The 17,053-nt window shown below is 51.8% G+C and carries 16 protein-coding genes, 1 pseudogene and 1 riboswitch; of the genes and pseudogenes, 15 read left to right on the top strand and 2 right to left on the bottom strand.

Translation table 11 applies throughout. The features are described from left to right. The first annotated feature begins 53 nt into the window (after nt 1-53). The 13 genes and pseudogenes from WMO41_RS08510 to WMO41_RS08450 all read left to right on the top strand — a co-directional run. A complete protein-coding gene (locus WMO41_RS08510; RefSeq protein WP_177292483.1) occupies nt 54-497 on the top strand; it encodes a tripartite tricarboxylate transporter TctB family protein in 444 nt (147 codons plus the stop codon). 16 nt (nt 498-513) lie between these two features. Then, entirely contained in the window at nt 514-2,028 is a 1,515-nt protein-coding gene (locus WMO41_RS08505) for a tripartite tricarboxylate transporter permease (RefSeq protein WP_349229393.1), read from the top strand. Continuing rightward, on the top strand, nt 2,025-2,726 hold the full coding sequence (locus WMO41_RS08500) for an MgtC/SapB family protein (protein WP_349229392.1): 702 nt from the start codon (nt 2,025-2,027) through the stop codon (nt 2,724-2,726). Before WMO41_RS08505 ends, WMO41_RS08500 begins: the two co-directional genes overlap by 4 nt. Nucleotides 2,727-3,118: 392 nt before the next feature. Continuing rightward, nucleotides 3,119-4,789: an ABC transporter substrate-binding protein gene (locus WMO41_RS08495; RefSeq protein ID WP_349229391.1), complete on the top strand. Its 1,671-nt coding sequence runs from the start codon at nt 3,119-3,121 to the stop codon at nt 4,787-4,789. A 116-nt stretch (nt 4,790-4,905) separates the two neighbouring features. Further along, nucleotides 4,906-5,829, top strand: a complete 924-nt coding sequence (locus tag WMO41_RS08490; protein ID WP_177291577.1) for an ABC transporter permease subunit — start codon at nt 4,906-4,908, stop codon at nt 5,827-5,829. A gap of 91 nt (nt 5,830-5,920) precedes the next feature. Further along, nucleotides 5,921-6,799 (top strand): ABC transporter permease subunit, encoded by an 879-nt coding sequence (locus WMO41_RS08485; protein ID WP_177291582.1) that lies wholly within the window; start codon nt 5,921-5,923, stop codon nt 6,797-6,799. A gap of 18 nt (nt 6,800-6,817) precedes the next feature. After that, complete coding sequence (locus tag WMO41_RS08480) at nt 6,818-7,855, top strand: ABC transporter ATP-binding protein (RefSeq protein ID WP_349229389.1); 1,038 nt, start codon at nt 6,818-6,820, stop codon at nt 7,853-7,855. Then, nucleotides 7,842-8,852, top strand: a complete 1,011-nt coding sequence (locus WMO41_RS08475; protein WP_349229388.1) for an ABC transporter ATP-binding protein — start codon at nt 7,842-7,844, stop codon at nt 8,850-8,852. Before WMO41_RS08480 ends, WMO41_RS08475 begins: the two co-directional genes overlap by 14 nt. A gap of 54 nt (nt 8,853-8,906) precedes the next feature. Then, entirely contained in the window at nt 8,907-9,398 is a 492-nt protein-coding gene (locus WMO41_RS08470; protein ID WP_349229387.1) for a GNAT family N-acetyltransferase, read from the top strand. Between the two features lie 108 nt (nt 9,399-9,506). Next, a riboswitch (Fluoride riboswitch) is annotated at nt 9,507-9,580 on the top strand. Nucleotides 9,581-9,643: 63 nt separating this feature from the next. After that, nucleotides 9,644-10,840, top strand: a complete 1,197-nt coding sequence (locus WMO41_RS08465; RefSeq protein ID WP_349229386.1) for a cation:proton antiporter — start codon at nt 9,644-9,646, stop codon at nt 10,838-10,840. 170 nt (nt 10,841-11,010) lie between these two features. Next, entirely contained in the window at nt 11,011-12,717 is a 1,707-nt protein-coding gene (locus tag WMO41_RS08460; RefSeq protein ID WP_349229385.1) for a VanW family protein, read from the top strand. A 145-nt stretch (nt 12,718-12,862) separates the two neighbouring features. After that, on the top strand, nt 12,863-13,093 hold the full coding sequence (locus tag WMO41_RS08455) for a hypothetical protein (RefSeq protein ID WP_349229384.1): 231 nt from the start codon (nt 12,863-12,865) through the stop codon (nt 13,091-13,093). 232 nt (nt 13,094-13,325) lie between these two features. Next, nucleotides 13,326-14,612: pseudogene (locus tag WMO41_RS08450) on the top strand (recombinase family protein); the annotation flags it as partial. Between the two features lie 43 nt (nt 14,613-14,655). On the opposite strand, the gene WMO41_RS08445 reads toward WMO41_RS08450, so the two are convergent. Both WMO41_RS08445 and WMO41_RS08440 read right to left on the bottom strand, forming a co-directional pair. Continuing rightward, a complete protein-coding gene (locus WMO41_RS08445; RefSeq protein ID WP_349229383.1) occupies nt 14,656-15,060 on the bottom strand; it encodes a DUF3842 family protein in 405 nt (134 codons plus the stop codon). Nucleotides 15,061-15,098: 38 nt separating this feature from the next. Further along, nucleotides 15,099-15,419, bottom strand: a complete 321-nt coding sequence (locus WMO41_RS08440) for a metal-sensing transcriptional repressor (protein WP_349229382.1) — start codon at nt 15,417-15,419, stop codon at nt 15,099-15,101. 324 nt (nt 15,420-15,743) lie between these two features. On the opposite strand from WMO41_RS08440, the gene WMO41_RS08435 reads away from it, so the two are divergent. Together WMO41_RS08435 and WMO41_RS08430 are read left to right on the top strand one after the other, a co-directional pair. Next, nucleotides 15,744-16,316 (top strand): succinylglutamate desuccinylase/aspartoacylase family protein, encoded by a 573-nt coding sequence (locus WMO41_RS08435; RefSeq protein WP_349229381.1) that lies wholly within the window; start codon nt 15,744-15,746, stop codon nt 16,314-16,316. Nucleotides 16,317-16,336: 20 nt separating this feature from the next. Continuing rightward, entirely contained in the window at nt 16,337-17,050 is a 714-nt protein-coding gene (locus tag WMO41_RS08430) for a class I SAM-dependent methyltransferase (protein WP_349229380.1), read from the top strand. The last annotated feature ends 3 nt before the right edge of the window (nt 17,051-17,053 follow it).

Genomic DNA, 17,053 nt, shown 5'->3' with positions numbered 1-17,053 from the left:
TGGGGACTGCAACAGGTCCCCATATCCCTTAAAAAGACGAGAGGAATGATCGCATGAAAAAAACAGATATTGGAGTAGTTGCTTTTATCTATGCAGTAGCTCTGTTCTTTTTATCCATGACTTTAAAGCTTCCGAAACCGGCGCAGGCATACCCGCTGTTCATCATCGTGCTGCTGCTGGGCCTGACTACGCTTTATGTGGTACAGATGATCATCGGAGCAAAGAAGAAAGGCGTGGAGAGCGGACTGGAAGATTTCAAGGATTTTCTGCCGAAGCAGTTTTTCCCGATCCTGGCCATGATCGTAGTGTATCTGGTTCTGATGTACTTCGTAGGATTCTATATCTCTACCGCATTATTTATGGTAGTTTCCCTTCTGTTTTTGAAGGTGAAAAAATGGCAGATCCTTCTGTCCACCGCAGTGATTCTGGTTCTGGTTTACTGTGCATTTACCCTGTTCCTTGGCGTAAAACTGCCGATGGGCATTCTGTTCGCATAAAAAGGAGGTTACGCATATGTTAGGTACTTTAAGCTTAATGGGCGGCGGCTTTTTAAGCGCGCTGACTCCGATCAACATTCTGGCCATCATAGCAGGCACCACCATTGGTATTGTCATCGGATGTCTTCCGGGACTTTCCGCAGCCATGGGCGTGGCACTGCTTCTGCCGATGACCTTCTCCATGGGCGCATCCACCGGCCTTATCATTCTGGGTGCTATCTATTGCGGCGCGATCTTTGGCGGATCCATTTCCGCGATCCTGATCCATACGCCGGGAACTCCGGCCTCCGCAGCTACGGCAATTGAAGGTTATCAGATGACTCTGCAGGGCAAAGCTGGTAAGGCGTTAGGAACCGCTTGCATCGCTTCTTTCTTCGGCGGATTGCTTTCCTGCATCTCCCTCTACTTTTTTGCGCCAATTTTGGCCCAGTTAGCCATGAAATTCGGTTCTCCTGAGTATTTCTGGCTTTCCATTTTCGGTTTAACTATCATTGCAGGCGTATCTTCCAAGTCTATGGTAAAGGGCCTGATCTCCGGTGCGCTGGGACTTCTGCTTTCCACCATCGGCATGGACCCGATGGAAGGCGTGCAGCGTTTCATGTTCGGACAGTCTTCCTTATATGAAGGCATCAACGTAACCTGTGCCCTGATCGGCCTGTTCTCCATGAGTCAGGCACTGATTCTTGCAGAAAAGAAGATCTGTGCAAGAGGAACTGCAAAGAAATTTAAAGACAGAATGCTTTTGGATAAAGAAGAGATGAAACAGATCGCTCCGACCATCGGACGTTCCTGGATCATCGGCAACCTGATCGGCATCTTACCGGGTGCCGGCGCATCCATCGCCTGCTTCCTGGGCTACAACACTTCCCGCCAGTTCTCCAAACACAAAGAACAGTTCGGACACGGAAGCATTGAGGGTGTAGCTGGTTCTGAGGCAGCAAACAACGCCGTAACCGGTGGTTCCCTGATCCCGATGCTGACCCTGGGTATCCCGGGTGAGAGCGTAACGGCAGTTTTAATGGGCGGCCTGATCATTCAGGGACTGACTCCTGGACCGGACCTGTTCGTAGGCGAGACCGCAAAAATGACTTACACCTTCTTTGCGGGTTTCGTATTGACCCAGTTTGCAATGCTTGGCATTGGCCTGTTGGGATGCCGGATCTTCGCGCAGATTTCCAGACTGTCCGATGCCATCCTGATCCCGGCAGTATCTGTCCTGTGTGTAGTTGGTTCCTACGCGATTCACAAGAACTTCCTGGATGTTGTCATCATGATGATTTTCGGCGTGCTTGGTTATCTGCTCCGCAAGTTTGATTTAAACAACGCCGCCGTTGTACTGGCCCTGATCCTTGGCCCGATCGGTGAGAAAGGCCTGCGCCGTTCCCTGGCACTGTCCAAGGGCAGTCCGGCCATCCTGTTCTCTACCCCGGTATGCTGGGTACTGATCGTCCTTTGCATTTTCGGTATCCTTTCCCCGATCTTCATGAACCGGATGGAAAAAATGTCCATGGAAAAGGCAGGCGAACAATGATCAGCCTCTGGCGCGGCCTGATGGATGCGGCGTCAGGTTGGGATTCCCTTGCAATCGCTCTGCGGCTGTTTCTGGCGATGCTGGTAGGCATGGCAGTCGGAATCGACCGCGGACTTAAACGGCGCGGAGCCGGAGTCAAGACCCATGTGCTGGTCTGCCTGGGTTCTGCCCTGGTCATGATGACCAGTGAATATATGACACATGCATTTGACGCCAAGCTGGATATGGCAAGACTCGGCGCCCAGGTCATCAGCGGAATCGGATTCCTGGGAGTCGGCACCATTCTGGTAACCGGTAAAAACCAGATCCGCGGCCTGACCACCGCAGCCGGCCTGTGGACCTGTGCCTGCGTGGGACTGGCCATCGGCATCGGCTTCGCGGAAGGCGCCATCTACACCCTGGTGCTCATGATGATCACCTTAAAAGTCCTGACCCGGCTGGATGCCGTACTTCACCGCTACGCGAAAGTCTTTGACCTGTACATTGAGTTTGATTCCAACAAGAACGTGAGCCTGTTCCTGCAGAAAATGCGGGAACTGGGCGTAAAGGTAGAAACTCTGGAGATGACCAAAGGCAAAGGCCCGGACAAAGTACCCGGCGCCGTGATCAGCGTAGAAATTCCGAAGAAACGTGCGCGGCTGAATTTGTTAGACGAGATCCGGACGCTTGAGTTTGTGAGGTATGTGGAGGAGCTGTAGTATCGGTGCAGTTTCAGCTGCGCAAATTCAATCAGTTCTTCTTTGTCTGCCTCATTCAATTGTTGTAACTGTTCAGTACCTTCACAGTCACGAGCAAAAATCCATTGAAAATTGCCTGCGGCAATGGGATTTTTGCTTGCCAGCTCATGTTTTCTTACGGTCAGCGCAGTGAATGCGCAGACCTACTGAACAGTTACGCCTAATCAATAACTAAACAGTAACAAATCTTTGTCCGCCCACGAAAGGGTGTTGAAAATCCCCCTTCAATGTGGTATGATTTCCTCAGTAACGGACGTTTAAAAACTTTATGAAATATCAATGCAATGGTGCATCCTTTCGGGGCAATGCACCATTTTTGGGTTTTTAAATGGTTCTATGTGAAGGAGGATATTATGAAAAAGAAGATCAGTCTCATGCTGGCGGCTGCTCTGACTGCAGGGCTGGCACTGACCGGCTGCGGCGGCAGCAAAACTTCCGATACAACAGAGAGCAGCGCGGCAGGCGCAGAGAGCGAGAGCGCGGCCGAGGTAAAGGGCGTCGATGTGGACACAACCGGTTACCTGGTAGCGGCTCTGAACGCAGATATTCAGACTGCGGATGTGCAGAAGACTTCCAAAGACTACGAGGTTCCATTCAACATTTTTGACCGTCTGGTAGATGTTGAAGTGGATGCGGATGGCAATTCCAAGATCGTCCCGAGTCTGGCTGAGAACTGGGACATTTCCGATGACGGTCTGGAGTATACCTTCCATTTAAGACAGGGCGTGAAATTCCACAATGGCAATGATTTTACTGCGGAGGATGTGGCTTACACCTTCCACCGTCTGCTGACCGTAGAGGGCGGCGTGAATACCGAGTTTATCGACCAGATCAAGGGCGCGGATGAGCTTCTGGCTGGCGAGACCGATACCTTAGAGGGCGTCGAGGTGGTAGATGACTACACCATCAAAGTTACCTTAAAGGAGCCGTTTGCCGGTTTCCTGGCAAGCATTTCTTCCCCGGGTGTTTCCATTTACGACAGCGAGGCCACGGAGGCTGCTGGCGACCAGTTTGGTATGGATCCGGCGGTAACCGTTGGTACCGGCCCGTTTGAGTTTGCTTCCTGGAGCTTCAACAACCAGCTGGTTCTGACCCGCAATGAGGACTACTGGAAGGGCGCTTCTGAGCTTCCGGGTGTTGTCATCAAGATCATTCCGGATACCGAGACCCAGTCCATGATGTTTGAGAGCGGTGAGCTTGATATTCTCGACCTGGATTACGCGGCAGATTCCGTTGACCGTTTCACCGAGACCTATCCAGACCAGATCGTACAGGGTCCGCGTGTTGGTATCGTGTACTTTACCATGAACTTTAACAAAGAGCCGTTCCAGGATGTCAGAGTCCGCAAAGCGGTTCAGATGTCCATTGACCGTCAGGCCATTCTGGATGCCCTTTACGGCGGCAGAGGCCAGGTGGAGCAGGGGATCTTCCCGCACGGCCTCATCGGCTTCAACCCGGATCAGGAAGAAATCAAGTACGATCCGGAGGCTGCAAAGGCGCTGCTGGCCGAGGCTGGTTATGCAGATGGCTTTGATATGGAGATTGCGGCAGACAGTTCCGCTTCCGACACTATGACCATGGCGCTGGAGATTGTCAGCGACCAGCTTGCTGAGGTTGGCATCAACGCGGAGATCAAGAATTACGATGAGTCTACCTGGTTAGAGACCAGAAAATCCGGTGAGCTTGGTTCCTTCATGTCTACCTGGTCCGCGGATTACAATGATCCGGACAACTTTATTTATACCTTCTTCGGCAACGAAGAGAAGACCAAGATTCGTTCCATCAACTATCCGGATACAGAGGTGATGGAGCGTGTAGCGAAAGCGCGTACCATTGTAAATGAGGATGAGCGTCTTGCAGAGTACAAGGCTCTGGAAGAGAAGATCGTCCATGAGGATGCAGCCTGGGTGCCGATGTTCTCCAGACTCCATCTGTTTGCGGTGAGCAAGCGGGTACAGGGCTTTGCGCCGATGTGGAGCGGTCTGAGCGATCAGCTTTTCTACAATATTTCTCTGAGCGAGTAAACGCATAAATGCTAAGGGAGTGTTGCACAAAGAGTTCCAGCACGTTCACGTTGTTGTTTGCTGGATCTCTCTTCGCGGCACTCTCTTTTCCTATATAATGTAGAGGAGGATATAGTGTGTTAAAGAAAGTACTCAAGCGGATTCTGATCTCCATCCCGGTACTGGTGGGGGTGGTGCTGCTGATTTTCATTATGCTGCGCATTGTCCCGGGTGATCCGGTCACCACCATGATGGGAGAGCATGTGAATCCGGCTGTGATCGAGAAGATCAGTAAGGAAATGGGGCTGGACAAGCCTCTTTATGTACAGTTTTTCCAGTATATCGCCCATGCGCTGCGGGGCGATTTCGGAACCTCTTACCGGCTGAACCGGAATGTCACAAAGATTATTTTAGAGGCATTCCCCAACACGGTGAAATTGTCGCTGCTGGCAGCTGTGGTGGCCTGGATCATCGGCATTGTGGCGGGCATCATTGCGGCGGTGCGTCAGAATAAGCTGCTGGACCGCCTGTTTATGGGCGGCGCGCTGATCGGCGTGTCCATGCCGGTCTTTATGACGGCGCTGGTGCTGCAGTATCTGTTTGCGTTTAAGTTTAAATGGTTTCCGGTTTCCGGTTTTGATTCCTTCCGGGCCATGATCCTTCCGGCCATCGTGCTGGGATGGAATTCCGCGGGAAGCATTGCCCGCATGACCCGTTCCAATCTGGTGGAGATCATGCAGAATGACTTCATCCGCACGGCAAGGGCCAAGGGTCTTCTGGAGTCCGGCGTTATCGTGAAGCACGCACTGAAAAATGCCATGCTTCCGGTTGTCACCATGATGGCGCTGCAGGTGTCCAGCATGCTGTCCGGCGCGGTGCTGACCGAGAGCGTGTTTGGCGTTCCGGGTATTGGCCGTCTGGCGGTGAACGCTATTGAGACAAGAGACATGCCGCTGTTACAGGGCACGGTTATTTTTACTACAATTCTGATCATTGCAGGCAATCTGGTGGCAGACCTGCTTTACAATGTACTGGATCCGAGAATCAGGGAGGGCGCGTAAGATGGACGAGAATAAGAACATACAGAATCTGTCTGAAAACGGCCAGACCGGAGCGGACAGCAGGATGCAGAATGATGCAAAAGCAAAGTATATGCAGACGGACTTCAGCGCAGAGATCGGCGAGGCAGACACCTGGCTGGACAAGGCAAAGACGCTGGTGCGCCAGAACAAGCTGGCGGCCTTTTCCGCACTGCTGATCATTCTCATGATCCTCATTGCGATTTTTGCCCCGGTGGTGGCTCCTTATGACCACTTGCAGCAGAGTCTGACAGACCGTCTGCAGCACCCAAGTGCGGCTCACTGGCTGGGAACTGATGAGCTGGGACGCGATGTGCTCAGCCGTATCATTTTTGGCGCGCGCATTTCCTTGACCATCGGCCTGGTGCCAACCCTGATTTCCATGGCCATTGGCACGGTGCTTGGCATGTATGCCGGTTTCTATGGCGGCAAGGTGGATTTTATCATCATGCGTCTGGCCGATGTGATGCTGGCATTCCCGTCCTTACTGCTGGCTATGGTGGTCATGTACACCATGGGCGGAGGACTGATCAACATTTTCATTGCGTTAAGCCTGGTAAACTGGGCGGGAACCGCCCGCATTGTGCGCTCCCAGACCCTTTCCTTAAAGGAAAAGGAGTACGTGGAGGCAGCCCGCAGTATTGGTGTGAAAAAATGGGTCATCATGTTCCGGCACATTCTGCCGAACTGCATTCCGTCCCTCATCGTGCTATTTACGTTAAACATCCCGTCAGCAATTCTGTCTGAGGCATCCTTAAGCTTTCTGGGGGTCGGCGCGCAGCCGCCGAGTGCCAGCTGGGGACTGATGGTGGTGCGCGGCAAAAAGTATCTGTTCTCAGAGCCGTGGCTTTCCATCGCGCCGAGTGTGGCCATCATGATCGTGGTTATGGCGTTCAACTTCCTGGGCGATGGTCTTCGGGATGTGCTGGACCCATATTTAAAAGAGCAGTAAGGGAGAGGAGAAACGAGCATGAGTGAATCAATCGTATTGGATATCCGTGATCTGAAATCCCACTTCTTTACCGCGAAGGGGGAGATTCCGGCGGTGGACGGCGTCAGCATTGAGGTTCCGGCCGGAAAGATCGTTGGCATTGTAGGAGAGAGTGGCTGCGGCAAGAGCATGACGGCCATGTCCGTGATGGGGCTTTTGCGGCATCCGGGCAAGGTAGTTGGCGGCAGCATTACCCTGGATGGGCGCGACATTACCCATCTTTCCCCGCGGGAGCTGGCGAAGGTGCGCGGCAATGAGATTTCCATGATCTTTCAGGAGCCGATGACATCCTTAAATCCGGTATATCCGGTGGGAAAACAGGTGCAGGAGGCGATTCTTCTCCACCAGAAGGTTTCCAAGGAAGAAGCAAAGCAGCGGGTGATTGATATTTTCCGCGCGGTGGGAATTCCGGAGCCGGAGAAGCGTTACAGGAGTTATCCGCACCAGCTGTCCGGCGGCCTGCGTCAGAGAGTTATGATCGGCATGGCCATGGTGTGCCGCCCGAAGGTGATGATCGCCGATGAGCCCACCACGGCGCTGGACGTGACCATTGAAGCGCAGATTCTTCAGCTGATGAAGAAGCTCTGTGAGGAGCAGGGCACTTCCATCATCCTCATCACCCATAACATGGGCGTGGTGGCGGAAATCTGCGACTATGTGTATGTCATGTACGCGGGCCGGGTGATGGAGCAGGCCGAGACCTTTGAGCTGTTCGACCACACCGCGCATCCGTACACGAAGGGCTTGTTAAAGTCCATCCCGAAGCTGGACGGACAGGAAGACCGCCTCTATACCATTGAAGGTGTGGTGCCGAACCTGCTGCACCTGCCGAAGGGCTGCCGCTTCTGCACCCGGTGCGAGTGCGCCACGGAGCGGTGTTTTGAAGAGGGACCGGAGCTGTATGAGACAGCGGAGGGGCATAAGGTACGGTGTTTCTTAAGTGAACATGAGGGAAGCTGTGAAAACAAAGCAACAAAGCTGCAGGATGAGGAGGTGACCGCAGATGGAAGCAGATAAGAAAACTGAGAATACAGCCGGTGACCGCAAGCTTCTCCTGCGCACCGAGCATCTGGTAAAGGAATTCCCCATTGGCGGCACGAAGAAGGATCCGCTGGTGGTGCATGCGGTGTCCGATGTGAACCTGGAAATTTACGAGGGCGAGACCCTGGCGCTGGTGGGCGAATCCGGCTGCGGCAAGAGTACCCTGGGCCGCCTGCTGATCCGTCTTCTGGATGTGACCTCCGGCAAGGTGGAATTTGAAGGCCAGGACATCACCGCCATGAAGGAAGCAGAGTTTGCAAAAATCCGCAGACAGCTGCAGATCATCTTTCAGGATCCCTACGCGTCCTTAAATCCACGCATGAGCGTGGCGAAGATCATTGCGGAGCCGTTAACGACTTACGGCATGAAGGATAAAAAGGAACTGGAAGCCCGGGTGAAGGAGCTGATGAAGGAAGTCGGCATTCCGGAGGAATTTTACAACCGGTATCCGCACCAGTTTTCCGGCGGACAGCGCCAGCGTATCGGTATTGCCCGGGCCATTGCCCTGAATCCGAAGCTGATTGTCTGCGATGAGCCGGTATCGGCCCTGGACGTTTCCATTCAGTCCCAGGTGTTGAACCTGTTAAAGGATTTACAGGAAGAATACAAGCTGACCTATCTGTTCATTTCCCATGACTTAAGCGTGGTGAAATTCATTGCGGACCGGGTATGCGTGATGTTTCTGGGAAGTGTCTGCGAGGTGGGAGAGACGAAAGAACTCTACGATCATCCGCTGCACCCATACACCCGCTTCCTCATGAATGCCATTCCGAAGGCAGACCCGCATCTGCGGACCAAAGAAAAAGAACTGCTGTCCGGCGAGATTCCGTCTCCGGTGAACCCGCCGTCCGGTTGTAAATTCCACACAAGATGTCCTTATGCACAGGAAATCTGTGGAAAAGAACAGCCGCCATGTAAGACTTTTGGGGATAGAAAGGTGTTTTGTCATTTCCCGCTGGGGGAAAAAGCATAAAAAGTACAGGCGGTCCGTAATGGGCTGCCTGTTTTCATAAGGAGGAGATTTTGGATGGCATTTGTGTTTGAACATGTAAAGGAAAGCGAGGCGGACGAGGTTCTGGCGCTCTACCGTTCCCTGGTGGGTACCCCGTTCTGCGCCTGGACCGCGGATTATCCGGCCCGCAGCGATGTGGACTTTGACTTATCCCGCAAGGCGCTGTTCTGTCTGCGGGACGAGGAAACCGGGGAGATGGAGGGGGTCATTTCCATCGATGAGGATCCAAAGGTAGAGAATCTGACCTGCTGGACGCCGGAGCTGCAGCCCGGGCGGGAGCTTTCCAGACTGGGCGTAAAGGAAAACTATCAGAATCAGGGCATTGCCAGAAAGCTGATGGCGGGAGCTATCGAAGAGCTGCGCCGCCAGGGTTATAAGAGCGTGCATATCCTGGTGGCGAAGGAAAATAAAAAGGCGCTAGCTTCCTATAAAGTATTTGCCTATGATGAGGTCGGTGAATGTTTCATGCATGAACATGCGTATTTGTGTTACGAAAAGGCACTATAACACTAAAAAATACAATCTGCGTAACAAACTTAACTGTATTTTTGAGTAAGGATGCGGATAAGGCGGCAAACAAAAAATAACTTTACAAATCGGGTAAAATCAAGTAGAATACCGACAGGGAATGAAGTTCTCCCCTGGGAAACCAGAACCGCTTATACAAAGCTGATGACTTCTGTGAGAAAATCACAGGGTCATTGGCTTTTTTTTCGCGAGCAATGGACCCTGTAAAAAAAGGAGGAAAACTTATGTTAACGTCACTTTCATTTATTTTTCTGGTGGGTCTGGCCATGGCGGCTATCTGCCAGCGCATCCGCCTGCCGCGTATCATCGGCATGCTCCTGACCGGTATTGTACTGGGGCCGTATGTGCTGGATCTTCTGGATCCGTCTATTCTTTCCATTTCGTCAGAACTGCGGCAGATGGCGCTGATCATCATTCTGGTGAAGGCGGGACTGTCACTGAATCTGGCAGATTTAAAGAAGGTGGGACGGCCTGCCGTCATGTTGTCCTGCGTACCGGCGAGCTTTGAACTGTTGGGCTATGTGCTGTTTGCGCCCATGATTCTTGGAATTAACCGCATCGAGGCAGCCGTGATGGGCGCGGTGCTGGCTGCTGTTTCCCCGGCGGTGGTAGTTCCCCGTATGGTGAAGCTGATGGAAACGGGCTACGGAACAAAGAAGAGCATTCCGCAGATGATTCTGGCCGGGGCATCCTGCGATGATATTTTTGTCATCGTCTTGTTTTCTACCTTTTCGGGCATGGCCCAGGGCGGAAGCGCGCGGCTGATGGATTTCGCCAACATTCCGGTGTCCATTGTGAGCGGCATTTTGCTGGGCGCTGCCGCTGGATGGCTGTTAAGCCTGTTCTTTGAGACGGCCTATGCGAAAGAACATTACGTCCGCAACAGCATGAAGGTCATTATTGTGCTGGGCGTATCGTTCCTGCTGATGTCCGTGGAAACCTGGGTGAAGCCGTATCTTTCCGTGTCCGGGCTTCTGGCTGTGGTCGGTATGGCCTGTGTGCTGAAGCTGCGGAGCATCAAAGCAGTATCGGCGCGCCTGTCCGAGAAATTTGGCAAGCTGTGGCTGGCAGCAGAGGTGCTGCTGTTTGTGCTGGTGGGCGCGGCGGTAGATATTCGCTACACCATGGGAGCAGGTCTGGCGGCAGTTCTTATGATCTTTACCGCACTGTTGTTCCGCACGGCAGGCGTGCTGATCTGCCTTGTGGGAACCGAGCTGAACCGGAAAGAGCGTCTGTTCTGTGTCATCGCCTATCTGCCAAAGGCAACGGTTCAGGCAGCCATTGGATCTGTGCCGATGGCGATGGGACTTCCGTGCGGTCAGATTGTGCTTTCCATGGCAGTTATGGCGATTCTGATTACGGCGCCGCTGGGGGCACTGGGGATGGATGGTACGTTTGAGAAACTGCTGGAGCGGGAATGATTTCCGTGTTTATTAAGTTTTTTTGAATTCGTTTTTCCCCCTGATGACAGTCAGGGGGAAATCTGTTATATTGGGATACAAAATGAATTACAAAGGAACGAACCAAAATGCGTGACAGACAGAAGGAATCTTACAGAGGAAAATCCCCTGCTATGCAGCGGGTGGAACAAATGCGGAAAAAACGGGTGCAGCGGGAGCGCATGATGGTAGGCGGCGCTGCGGTGGCCCTGGTTGCAGTGGTGTTTGCGGCGGCGCACATGCTGTCAGGGAAAAAGAGCAGCAATGCGGAGCCGGAGAGCAGTATGGTGATCGAGACAACCTTTGCGTCGGATGACATCCGGGTGAATGGCATTTCCCTCACCGGTATGACCCGGGCAGAGGCGAAGGAGGCCATTGCGAAGGAGTATCCTTGGAAGGTTACAGTGACGTATAACGGAGAGACTTTGGATGCGGATAATATTCTGGATGCGGAACTGGAGACATTTCTGGATGGGATCTGTACGGTGAAGGCAGCTGGTGACTATACGTTTTCCGTGATAGATTCGGATACGCTGCGGGAAAGCGCGAAGGCTGCTGCAGAGAAAATTGCGGCGGTCTGGGATGTAAAGGCGAAGAGCAGTACCATTTATGATTACGATGCGGCGAGTGATAAATTCCTCTTTTCTGAGGGAACGCCGGGAATTGCGGTAAACCAGGAAAAACTGGCGTCAGATCTGGCAGACGCAGCGGTAAATGGCAGTTATGACGCTGTGATTGCGGCAGAGGTGAGCACGACCCGGCCGAAGTATTCCGAGGCAGAGGCGCGGGCGCGCTATGAGAAGCTGGCTTCTTTCACCACGGAAACGACAGCCAACGAAAAGCGCAACACCAATGTACGGCTGGCGGCAGAAGCTATCAACGGAACTATTGTGAAGCCGGGCGAGGAATTCTCATTTAACAAGATCGTCGGGCCGAGAACGGCAGAAAAGGGATACCAGGAGGCAGCGGCTTACAACAGCGGCGAGGTGGTGCAGGAGCTGGGCGGCGGCGTCTGCCAGGTTTCTTCTACTTTATATCAGGTGGCGTTCCGCTCCGGTATGAATATTACCTACCGCCGGTCTCACACCTTTGAGCCAAACTATGTTACTCCGGGCCAGGATGCGGCCATCAGCTGGGATTACCCGGATTTCCGGTTTGTGAATACTTCGGAGGTAGCTATTGGCATCCGGGCCAGCTACAGCAACCGGAAGACTACGGTGGCCATTTACGGAGTTCCGATTCTGGAAGATGGAGTGACCTGGAGTCTGGAATCAGAAAAGGTGGAGGAACTGGATACGCCGGAACCAACCTACGAGGAAGACCCGACGCTTGCGCCGGGAACCGAGGTGGTAAAGAAAGCCGGAACCAAGGGAAGCCGCTGGATCACTTATAAGGTGGTGAAGAAGAATGGCGAAGTAGTAGAGCGGACCGAGGACCACTCCAAGGAGTACAAGGGGCATGCAGCCATCATCCGCCGCAACAGCGGAAAGACTCAGGTGAAGGAGACCTCCGCAGCAGCAAAGACTACGGTGGCAGCAACGGTGGACGGCATGCCGGATGATTACGTTCCTGGCCAGAAAGAGAAGGTAGCGCCGGAAAGCTCTGCAGCTGCCACAAAAGGAACGTCAGAGAAAACAACTGCGTCAGAGAAAACCACGGCAGCAGAAAAAACAACGACAGCAGAAAAAACAACAGCGGCAGAGAAGATGACAGCAGCGAAAGACACCACGGTGGCAGAGAAAACAACTGAGGCAGAAAACATGGCTGAAAAAGGTACAACTGCGCCAGAAAAAAGCAATGTACCTGCAGAAGGACAGGCCGTAGCAAAGCCGACCGCGCCGGAAACCTCTGCGCAGTAGAGAAAGAAACAAAATTACAACAAAACATGAAAACAGCAGGAAATGGCAGAGAGGAGGAGTGCATTTTGGGTGGGCGAGATTCGTTAGGAAGTTTCGAAAACGGGCGGGTTTTGTATTATGACAGCAGAAAGAAGAGGGGGATCCTATGCCAGATCAGGAGAAGATACAGAATGAAAATGAAGAACCCCGCACACTGACACTGGAAGAACAGTGGCAGATGGACGAGGAAATGCAAAAAGAGTATGGGAGTAATTATCAGCTTTTCACACCGCAGTGCAGGAACTGTCGTTTCGCAAAAGAGGGAACAACCGAAAGCTGCCAGAAGTACGAGGAGATTCCATGGGAAATCCTGACGGTTCAGAAACGGCGATTTTGAGGGAAAAGGTATAAATCCCTTACCGCACGAAAAACACGCCCGCAAAGCCGCTTGTAGCAAGGCTTTTTCTGCCCCTACTGCGTAACAAAGGGCATGAAAAAAGCGGCGTTCCTGTTCTTCCGTGTGGAAGTGGGAAACGCCGCTGGTGCGGTGCAATATTTAGTTGTAGTACAAACCATGCTTGTCCGTTGTCCGAAAAACCTTGATTTTACTGTGTTTCAAAAAGTATCGTTATCTAACTTCATCTTTCAACCGTCCTGCCTTCCAGCGCATGATTGCTGACATTGGGGCGGGGAAAATCGGCTGCGTTGTCACCAAAGACCTATCCAGACTTGGTAGGAACTATATCGAAGCCGGAAGCTATATCGAAATCTTTTTCCCAAAACACAATGTACGTTATATCGCCATCACGGATGGCGTGGACAGCCTGACCCGTTAGGAAATGGACATCACGCCCTTTAAGAATATCCTGAACGACATGTATAGCCGGGATATTTCCAAAAAGGTGCTGGCGGGGCGTATGACCCGTTCCCGTCAGGGAAAGTTCTGCGGCGGGCAGCCGCCTCTTGGCCTGATGCGTGACCCGGAGGACAAAGGGCATCTCATCCTTGACCCGGATACTGCGCCGGTTATCCGAAAAATCTATGATATGGCGCTGGATGGCTGGGGCTGTATGCGGATTGCAAAGCAGCTCATGGATGATAAAATCCCTATTACCAGAGTAAAGAGCAATACAGAATGTGACTTAAATTACTATTCATGGGGAAGTGCGAGGATCAGCCATATCCTGCGGAACCCCTTTTATAAAGGCGCACATCTTGTCTGCCGGACACATCAGAAAGGCATCCGCTCCAACACCTATGACATTATCCCCCGTGAAGACTGGGAAGTGATTGAGGGCTGCCACGAAGCGGTTGTGACGCCGGAGGAATGGGAACAGGTGGAGGAAATCATTGACCGCAGACCCACCATTATGAAAGGCAACGCCTGCCCCTTCTACAACCTGTTCCACGGGCTTGTCTACTGCGCCACCTGCGGGAAGTCTATGCAGGTGTGGTATGAAAAAGTCGGCAGAACCGGGAAGAACCGCTTCACCGGCGAAATGCGGGAGCCGATTGATAAGGCATACTATATCTGCCAGACCTACAACCGGTTGGGCAAGAACGCATGTACCAGCCACAAGATTGAGGCAAGGGATTTGTATAATCTGGTGCTGAAGGATATTCAGGAATTGGCGGAACAGGCCATGAAGGATGCCGATGCGTTCTATCAGCGGCTCAGCAGCCGGATGGAGCGCCGATATCTGGTGGACGCTTCCCAGACGGAGAAGGAACGGAAACGGCTGGAAGTCCGGAATCAGGAAATTGACGGGATGTTTTTAAGCCTGTATACGGATAAGGCCAAAGGCGTCCTGACCGAGCAGCGGTTTATGAAGCTGACGGCGGCGCTGGAAGAGGAGCAGGAAGCCAACCAGAAGCGCCTGCACGATCTGGCGGTGATGCAGAGCCGGGCGAACCTTTTTACATTCAGTCAAAATGGTAAGGCTGATCCATCAATAAAAATCAACTAAAGGTCTGCAATTTATCGATTGCGTCCTGTATCAACTTTCTGATATTTAAGTCGTCTACACCTGCTACTAAATTATCACAATGATTTACGGGAATTAGAATACGTTTTGCACTGCTTTGTGCAACAGCCAATGCCATACGGGGGGTAATTTCTCCCAGCAGAGCGTCTGCAATTACAATTCCGATAGGACCAATAATTACATCGGCCTTCCCGCTACACACTACAACAGCATTTTCTCCGGTGGCTGCGAAATCTGCCCCGGCCTTTAACATTGCAGATGTCGCCAAAGAGTTCGTTCCGACTGCTGTAACCGTAATGCTAGGCAGAGTGCGCTTGATTTCCATAACAAGTTGTTTACCAATACCACCGCCTTGAGCGTCTATAACTAATATATCCATATTGGCGTTTCATCTCCTTTTCTTTTTGCGATTGTGGGTTATTTGATAAATTGCTCAATCGCTTTGTTCAAACGGTCGATTGATTCTTTGTCGCCATTCTTAACGGCATCCACCAGACAATGATCGATGTGATCCTTCAGGATAACTTTACCGATATTATTGATAGCAGATTTTACTGCGGCAAGCTGAATTAACACATCCGCACAGTCTTGCCCGCCTTCTACCATTCGCCTGACTGATTCCAGGTGTCCAATGGCACGGGAAAGACGATTGATGACCGCTTTGGTCTGCGTATGGCTGTGGTGATGTGTATGACTGTCTTCTGTGGGATCAGAAATGGGATGAGCGGAATTGGGCATAGTGTGGTCACCTCCCTGTGCGTTTAAGATTCCATAGTATTGTACGTAGAAATGTGATATTTGTCAATTGTAACATCCCCCTAGGGGGCTTCACAAAATTGCGCAACATGATATAATTCTTATGGTTGAGATTTGCAGAAACACAAAGATTGCCTGCACGTAGCGGCAATGCGGCCAGAAGGTTGCTCACAGCTTTGCTCTGCCCTCCGCTGTCATCAAGCGGTATAAAAAAACACATGATAGAGCTGAAGCAGGAACGACACAGACAGAAGTCTGCTGTATGCACATAGGAGTGCAACGGCAGACTTTTTCTTTTTCTGAATAATGAAAGCAATTTCATATTGCACGGGGAGGAAAAGGTATGCAGAAGGTAGGAAGAAAATACAAAATTATTTTCAAGGGACGGCAAAAGAAGCTGTATGCCGTAGCTTTGAACAAATTGCGCGCCTGACAAGCGTTCCCTATATTGTGCGGTCCAGTGCGGAAAATGGCTTTTACAGTTGGGCGGGCCAAAAGGGTGTTCCGGCTGTTATTATTGAGCGGGGCGGCTGCGGTCTGGTGAAACGTCATGAAATAGAAGCAGATATTGTGGATGTACGGAATATCCTGAGGGGGCTTGGATTTCTGCGCGATGGCATACAGACCGTGACGTCTTCTCAACACCTGATCCGCAATGCTTATTATGAAAACGCTCCATGCCACGGCTGCTGGCATCCTCAAAAGTTACCTGGAGACATGGTTGTAAAAAATGAACTTCTGGGAGAAATCCGTGATATTTACGGCGAACTGTCGGAGCGAATTTTTGCAAAAACGACGGGCGTTATTCTCTATCAGACCGTCTCCCTGGGAATTGAGGAGGGAACACCGATGGTTGCATATGGAGAGCTGAATGATTGATAAAAGGAAACTAAGAGGATATGGACACAATCAAAAATGACATGAAAAAATACTGGTCCCAAAGAGCGGAGAAATTTTCCCTGCTCCGGCAAAGGGAATTTGCCAGTGAAAAGCACGAACAATGGCTTGCCGAATTGGATCGGTATCTTCCTCCGGGACGGAAGCTGGATATCCTGGATATCGGTACGGGTACAGGTTTTTTGGCTTTTCTTCTGGCTGAACGAGGGCATCATGTAACAGGTATTGATTTGACACCGGACATGATCATGAAAGCAAAGAAAATAGCCGGCAGGCTTGAACTTTCCGCCGACTTTTTTGTTATGGATGCAGAGAAGCCGGATTTTTCGCCCGCATCCTTTGACGCCATTGTTACCCGAAAACTCACATGGGCGCTTCCAAATCTGCCGCTTGCTTATCAAACATGGCACAAACTGTTGCGGCCGGGAGGAATTCTGGTGAATTTTGACGCCGACTACTGCCGGGAAAAACCGGCAGCCGTACCGTCTCACCATGCACACCAGGATGTAAGTACTGGACTCATGCAGGAATACGAGCGGATGAAAAACGTTTTGCGTCCGTGTCAGAAGCCGAGACCACAGTGGGATACGGAATTACTGTTGCAGGCGGGTTTTTCCAATATTGCGATAGACAACGGCATATGGCAGAGGATTTACGCAAAAATTGATGAGTTTTACGACCCAACGCCGGGGTTTGCGGTCTCGGCAACCGCATAGAGA

The sequence above is a fragment of the Ventrimonas faecis genome, from assembly GCF_040096075.1.
GTDB lineage: Bacteria > Bacillota > Clostridia > Lachnospirales > Lachnospiraceae > Brotaphodocola > Brotaphodocola faecis.
This window is presented reverse-complemented; position numbering and strand designations above follow the sequence as displayed.